Consider the following 6,796-nt stretch of genomic DNA (forward strand, 5'->3'; position numbering starts at 1 on the left):
CACGGTCGATGCGCCTACGTCGTCGAAAAAGCCGGTTTCTTAACTCAGGGCGGGAGGAGACCGCGAGGCTTCCCTGCCCCCGATCACGGCCTCGGCCTCGACCAGGAGGTTGGCGCGGCAGATGGCGCCGCTGAGGTAGAGGCAGCGGGCCGGGAACCTCAGGTGTTCGTCGAAGGCCGTTCGCACGGCGGGAAAATCCTCGGGGTGGCGGACATAGACCTTGAGCAGGGCCCGCGTCTCCTGAGCCGTAAGGCCGATGGGGCGGCTGGTGCCGTCGCGGAGCGAGCCGGCGGTGGCGATCACGGTTTCGATGTTGCTCAGGGTCTCGACGGCCTGGCGGTAGGGATCGCCGGGATGCCGGCTGGCGTGCCCGACGATGCTGGACGTCCCGGCGATGAACAGGTGTTGCTGGTGCCCCGCGTCGTACAGCGTGGCGCGCGCGAAGGACGGGCTGCGCGGGCCGTAGAGGGGCGGATATTTGTAGGCGCTCACCTGGCGCGGGTTCTCGACGTGCAGCCCGTGGGTCTTGCCAGCCAGGAAATAGATCTGAACAGGACCGGAGCGCGTGCCGATGGCGGTGGCCGCCGGGAGATGGCGCCGGAAGTCCGATTGCCGCAAGTCCGATACAAGTTCGGCGAAGGCCCGGTAGCGGCCCAGACAGAACTGCTGATAGCGCTCCAGACCGCCCTGTTCCCGGTTGATACCGGGAAAGTAATTCCACACCCGCAAGAGGTGCGGATAGCCGAGCGCCCGGGTCTCACCCAGGACGGCTCGGTAGCTGTGATAGACCAGCGCATCCAGGGAATCGCCCGGCGATTCGATCGCGGGGAGATGACCGAACAAGACATCGCCGTTCATCGCGAGCCGCATCCCGCCTGTGTCGAGGTCGCCCGTGTCGAGGCTGGCCTTGTCGAGGCAGGCCTTGTGGACGCAGGTGACCGGATCGCTCGTGGTCCAGCGCTCCGTTACTGGTGATCCGGCGAGCAGGGGAAGGTCGAGCTCGATGACCGGGTGCGACGCCGCTCTGTTGCGCACGTTGCTCGCACCGTAGCGGATCTCTGCGAGCACGGTGCCGCTCGCGGGAGCGGTTGGATCGTCATCGCCGAGGACGATCGCGAGCGACGGGGCCGCTGCGTCGTCGCGGACCTCGGCGGCCGGCATGCGGTCCCCGCGGGGTGGCTTCACGTCCCGACGGCGCGCCAGTCCGATCGATGCCGCCGGCGCCGGTACGCGGACCAATTCCCTCGGATCTTGAACAGGGCCGTGAGGTAGTAGCACAGCTTGAAGATGAGCACCGGGACGCGCCCCGGTGCCTGGCCGAAGGCGTTGCCCGCCAGGAGCGCGAGGACCGCCCGCTCGATGCCGAACCGGCTGCCCTCGATCAGGAACAGGTCCCGGAAGGCCGGCTGGGTGAAGCGGTAGATGAACCAGGAGAAGGTCTTGACCCCGTGGCGGACGTTGCGCTCGAAATCCCGCAGGAGGGCGGGATAGGCGGGGCTGTCGCGGAGATACGCGTCCACGACCTCGGCGCCCAGCGTGCCGCTGTTGAGCGCCAGGTGCACGCCGCTCGAGAACACCGGGTCCACGAAGGCGAAGGCATCGCCGACGAAGAGGTGGCCGGCCCCACTCATGGTCATCCGCCGGTAGGAGTAGTTGCCCGCCGTCTGGGCCCGCATGAGCGATCGGGCCTCGCGCATGCGCTCGGCGATGGGCGGGCACAGGCGAATGGTGTCCCACAGGAACGCATCGAGGCCGGTCTTGCGGGCCTTCAGATAATACGGCCAGCACACTGCTCCGACGCTCATGGTGCCGTCCTTGAAGGGGATCATCCAGAACCAGCCGTGCTCGAACCAGGCCACGCTGATGTTGCCCTCGTCCAGGCCCGCCTGCCGCGCGACACAAGCGAAATGGCTGAAGACCGCGGCGCTCTTGTGCTCGCGGTTGGGTTTCTTTCCGCCGAGCTGGGTGGACAGGAAGGTGTCGCGGCCGGTGGCATCGATGACGAACCGTGCCTCCCGGATCGAGGTCCGCCCGGCGCGGTCCTCGGCATGCACCAGCGAGGGCCGGCCCGGCCGGAAATCCACCCGTTTGACGCGCACCCCCTCGTGGACCAGGGCGCCCTTGGCGGCGGCGTTGCGGAAAAGGATCTCGTCGAACTCGGCGCGCTTCACCTGGTAGGCGTAGGGCCGCGATTCCCCCACCGCATTGGCGAAGTACACGGTGCGCGTGCGGCCGTCCTCGGGGGACAGCAATTCCGCCCCGTACTTGCGGATCCCGATGCCCTCGACGGCGTCGAGGACGCCCAGGCGTTCCAGCATGGGTATGCTGTGCGGCAGGAGCGATTCCCCAATGTGGAAGCGCGGGTGGTGGTCCTTCTCCAGTACCTCGACACGCCAGCCCTTCTCCGCGAGCAAGGCCGAGACGGTCGAGCCCGCCGGCCCCCCGCCGATGACGGCGACATCGCAACGGCTCGGTTCGCCGTATCCGGGCGTGATCGTGCCCCCGCTATCTTCTATGCTCATAGGCTTCATCGGCCTTTCCCCATAGGCCTCCCGCAGAGGTGCTACCTCGGCCGGTATTTTAACGCAAGCACGGGATCCGGCGGCCTGTACTGAGGGTGGCAGGCGGGGAAAGGAGGGGCACCCCGCCCACTGGTCAGGGTGCCTTGGAGCTTCTGCGCCAGGAGGGGCGCGAACCTGAGCCCGAGAGAGGCCGCCTGGCCCAGCACGATCCCCTCGGGCAACCCGACCCCGTCGTCGCAGACCGTGAGCATGGCCTCATCCCCGGCGAGCGCTCGTAGCCCCATCCCGCACCTCCCCCCGCCGGGGGCGCCGGGGAAGGCTTGCTTGAGGGCATTGGACAGGCGCTCGTTGACGAGCAGCCCGCAGAGGATGGCAGTGCTCAGGGGCGACCGATCGCTTCGCGCGCCGCGATTCTTCACCGGCGCTCAGCGCCGCTTGCCGCGCCATTCCTCGTTCTGGATGACATCCCCCATCTTGGCGCCGGGCCGGACCTGGCCCTGGTAGATGAGGAAGCGCCCGCCCGGCCCGCCGGGGGTCGCGGCGTGCTCGCTCCAGGTCCACACGTGGCCGCCCACCGAGTCCAGGATCACGATCTTCTCTCCCCCGAAACCGGTGGTATCGGGGACTGCCAGCATCTGATAGCGCCCATCGGCGTGGGCGGCGGGGCCGTGGACACCGGCACAGAGCAGCACGCCTGCCGCGAGGAATCGTTTCATAGGACTTGGCCTCCGAAGTCGGTTTATTGGTTGATGGTGGGGGGATATCGGCGCTGCACCGGGCGAGTGCAGGGGGTGGCGTCATGACACGCCGGACTTCGCCACGACAAATCCGATCGGAGATCGGACGAGGGGTGCCCGGCATCGGGCACGGGCCGTGGCCGCGCGCTTTGCGGCCGGCGCACGAGCCGCTACCACCCCACTGTTCCGGGGGACTGCATCCGCGAGACCTTAGACGACACGGTGCGACAGTCCCTGCACGAGGACGCGGGCGGGGGCGATCTGACCGCGGCCCTGGTCCGAGAGTCTCTGTGCTCCGTGGCCCACGTGCTCTCTCGGGAGCCGGCCGTCTTGTGCGGCACGCGCTGGTTCAACCACGTCTTCCAAACACTCGACCCCAGCGTCCGCATCGAATGGCGGGCCCGGGACGGGGACGAGATCGAGGCCGGACACGCGCTCTGCCCCTGTCCGGATCGGCGGGGCCCCCGGCCAATCCAGGGATGGATGCGTTACCCCCTACGGCCCAAACGGGCTCTTACCGCCCCCCGCGCGGGCCCCCGAATCGCCGGCCGGGCCCCTCCGACGTTACCGCCTGTTGCAAAACAGCATTGACCCTCCCATCCTTTTTAGTCATTGCAAACAGGGTACAACAATCTCACGCCAGCAGTTTTTCAGACCCTGCCAACGCAAGCGCCTCGTTTACCCCATCTTCGATCATAGAGGTTCTTGCATCGCGGAGCATCTTTTCCACTGGGTTATCGGTCGACAGGCTATCCTCACCCATGATCTCGATCGCTTCTCGTGCCAAATTGAATGCTGTTTCAGTCGCTAAGATTTTGGATGCCATACCGTATATGCTCCAGTCGATTATTCCGCTCCCTGGTTTATGCTTTTGCACAATTGCTTTCATTCTCTTATTGTCTTTGTATGTATCGTATCGATCCTGCAATAGGCTTATTGAGTGCCCCGCAGCCCAAAAAGTTGCTCGTGTCGCAAGAAACATTTTTGCGATAGGGTTTGGGTCGCCTAACGGTGAATGTTCGGCAACACTATGGGCAAAGCGTCGAGCTGACTCTGCTGCTTTAAACATATTAAAGAGTTTCAGTCTGATTTCCTGCTGTTCAGATAAGGCGCTTCCGTTACATGAATGCCCTTTTGCATAGTTCAACGTCTCGTCTACGATCGCTCGTGCCTGGCTGGAAACGACCAGGCCCATCTGGCTATTGGCCAGGCCGACTATTCCTTTGCCGATCGAGTTTGCTTCGAACAATCCGGGGATTTTAAGCAACATGTATTTTTCGGGGATCTTCACGTCTTCGAATATGACTGCTCCTTGATTCAGTGGACGCTTACCAAGCTTGTCAAGTGGCTTTCCCTTAGAAACACCAGGCAAATCGAAGGAGCAAATCGCGAGCCCGCTGCCGTGCATACCCTTAGACAGATCGAGTCCGACATGCACAACACCGTGTGTCGCGATCGTTCCGTTCGTGATCGACGCGGATTTCCGGCCGTTGAGTATGTACTCATTGCCTTTTTTCACGGCCGTGAGGGACGGAACCACTTTGGGGTTGGCTCCGGCTTTGGTGGTTGCCATTATCCAATCCGTACCATGATCCGGTTCGGTTATTGCCCAGCAACCAATCATATTGGCTTCGCTGTCTTGACAGTATTGTCTGGCCCAGTCTCTGACCTCTTTCGAAGCGGATAGGGTTCCAAGCAAGAAAGGCATGGCCGATAGATCCATGCTGATCGCGAGTCCCGCGTCAGCATAGCCCAGCTGCTCAAAGATCAAGCGCCTGGCTTGGGCAGACACTTTTCCCAGTTTCCCGCCGAATGCGGGGGGAAGCAGCAATTTATGGAAACCGAGCTCTCGGTATTTTCTGAAGACATCCCACAAGCAGGAGTGTTCGGCAATCGCATCGGCCGGATCTTGGATCTTATCCAGCTCGATTCCGGCAGGACGCACGACCTCCATGCCGAACTCGCGCGCAGACTGTTGCATTGCCCTGGTCTTCTTGCTTGCATTGGTATCAAATTCGAAGTAATTCAATTTAACCCTCCTGTGACCCTAACCTAATAATTGCGCAACGCTTTGAGTGCGAGCACGTTGTTTGTACCATTTATGGTCATCAGTAACCCGGCGTCTCTCATCATCTTTTCAACCGGATATTCTTTCATCAATCCTGACCCGCCAAATATCTGGATCGCTTCGCTGGCGACCGTTAGTGCCGCCTGAGATGCAATTTCTCGAAGTGCGATCGCGTGTTTGCTGGAAGCCAAGACCTGATCCGCTTGATTGTATAGAGCGACGCTTCTTGCAAATGCGCGACTGGACTCGACCATGGCAAACATATTGAAAAGCTTGAGTTTAATATTATTGTGCTTGATGATTGGTACGCCGCCCTGGATCCTGTGAGTTGCATATGCAATCGATTCATCGAGCGCGCCCTGCGCAAGCCCGACAGCAATTTGTCCGATGCACCCGTGCACAGACGCCAAAGCCTTGTCGCCGATACCTTTAGCAGATATCAACAACGCCTCGGGTATCTTTACTTCGTGCAAAAGAATCTCACATTGGTTAAGGGCCCGCAGACCCATCTTGCTAACCGGATCGCTGCGCGAGATTCCAGGCTGGTCGAGAGGAATAACTGCAACCACCGCGTTTGGGCTTTCTATTGAAGCGATGCGCAAAAGCGCGTGGGTTGCGATTGAGCCATTTGTTACCCAACGTGTTTTGTGATCTTTGATAATATGATCCGTACCGACCAATTGCACGCTCCCTGACGGCCATGGCTGAACGTCTATCCAGCAGCCGACGAACTCGCCGTTCTTATCTTCAGCGTAAGCGCGAGCAAGGTTTTTGAGATCGTGCGCGCTGCTAGTCGCAGCCATCTCAAACGGAATCGCATCGGTGCATAGACTCGTTGCCAGACCCGCGTCTCCGAAACCGAGCGCTTCTACCACCAGCGGCCGTACCTTTGGATCGACTTCAGCCTTAAGCTCAGCTACATCACCTGGGAGAGCAATCCGATGTAGTCCGATGCGCCGGTGCTGTTTGATCACATCCCACAATTCAGACGTCTCAGAGACCACATCCTTTGGATCAGTCAGCATGTCAAGTGCTTTACCTACCGGCCGCATCACCTCCGCAGCGAATGTGATCGCTGTTTCCTGTATTGCCCTGGCCTTGTCACTAAGGCTAGCGTCCAATTCTAAATGCTTCATCTTTTACCTCCTTCATGATGCCTGAAGTTCCAATTTGGCTCTTTGCAATACTTTATCCCAGAACGTTTGCACGTACCCCGTCTGGCAGCCCGTCCTATAACGCGCGTAGGGATCCCAGCAGTTTCGAGCCGCGACGAGCGTCGGTGCAGCAGCACATCACCCGGATACCCGGAAACGATGGGTTCTCACCGGCTTCCATCCTGTAAATCTAGTGGAGTGTCCCTTAAATAACTTGACAGATTCTCTGGCAATTGCTATGCTTACGGTCATGCCGAACACGAGGCTGTCGATCGAGTTGAAACGGCTGAACGGACGCAGCTCGAAAAGTGGGAG

General features: G+C 61.0%; 7 protein-coding genes. All 7 read right to left on the bottom strand.

The genetic code is table 11. From position 1 onward, the window contains the following. Window positions 1-39: 39 nt before the first annotated feature. Entirely contained in the window at window positions 40-1,185 is a 1,146-nt protein-coding gene (locus M3461_08475; GenBank protein MDQ3774380.1) for a hypothetical protein, read from the bottom strand. Continuing rightward, on the bottom strand, window positions 1,182-2,522 hold the full coding sequence (locus tag M3461_08480; protein MDQ3774381.1) for a tryptophan 7-halogenase: 1,341 nt from the start codon (window positions 2,520-2,522) through the stop codon (window positions 1,182-1,184). The genes M3461_08475 and M3461_08480 overlap by 4 nt, the downstream gene beginning before the upstream one ends. 41 nt (window positions 2,523-2,563) lie before the next feature. Further along, the gene (locus M3461_08485; GenBank protein MDQ3774382.1) at window positions 2,564-2,941 is read right to left on the bottom strand and encodes a hypothetical protein; all 378 of its coding nucleotides are present in this window, start codon (window positions 2,939-2,941) and stop codon (window positions 2,564-2,566) included. Between the two features lie 6 nt (window positions 2,942-2,947). After that, window positions 2,948-3,238, bottom strand: a complete 291-nt coding sequence (locus M3461_08490; GenBank protein ID MDQ3774383.1) for a hypothetical protein — start codon at window positions 3,236-3,238, stop codon at window positions 2,948-2,950. 231 nt (window positions 3,239-3,469) lie between these two features. Continuing rightward, the gene (locus M3461_08495; protein MDQ3774384.1) at window positions 3,470-3,691 is read right to left on the bottom strand and encodes a hypothetical protein; all 222 of its coding nucleotides are present in this window, start codon (window positions 3,689-3,691) and stop codon (window positions 3,470-3,472) included. 202 nt (window positions 3,692-3,893) lie between these two features. Beyond that, window positions 3,894-5,288, bottom strand: a complete 1,395-nt coding sequence (locus M3461_08500) for an acyl-CoA/acyl-ACP dehydrogenase (GenBank protein MDQ3774385.1) — start codon at window positions 5,286-5,288, stop codon at window positions 3,894-3,896. A gap of 23 nt (window positions 5,289-5,311) precedes the next feature. Beyond that, a complete protein-coding gene (locus tag M3461_08505) occupies window positions 5,312-6,463 on the bottom strand; it encodes an acyl-CoA/acyl-ACP dehydrogenase (protein ID MDQ3774386.1) in 1,152 nt (383 codons plus the stop codon). Window positions 6,464-6,796: the final 333 nt, after the last annotated feature.

It is taken from the genome of Pseudomonadota bacterium, from assembly GCA_030860485.1.
GTDB lineage: Bacteria > Pseudomonadota > Gammaproteobacteria > JACCXJ01 > JACCXJ01 > JACCXJ01.

Bases quoted from the DNA above. Each gene is read 5' to 3' on its own strand.
- M3461_08505 (MDQ3774386.1), bottom strand. From the start codon at position 6,463: ATGAAGCATTTAGAATTGGACGCTAGCCTTAGTGACAAGGCCAGGGCA.
- M3461_08480 (MDQ3774381.1), bottom strand. From the start codon at position 2,522: ATGAGCATAGAAGATAGCGGGGGCACGATCACGCCCGGATACGGCGAA.
- M3461_08490 (MDQ3774383.1), bottom strand. From the start codon at position 3,238: ATGAAACGATTCCTCGCGGCAGGCGTGCTGCTCTGTGCCGGTGTCCAC.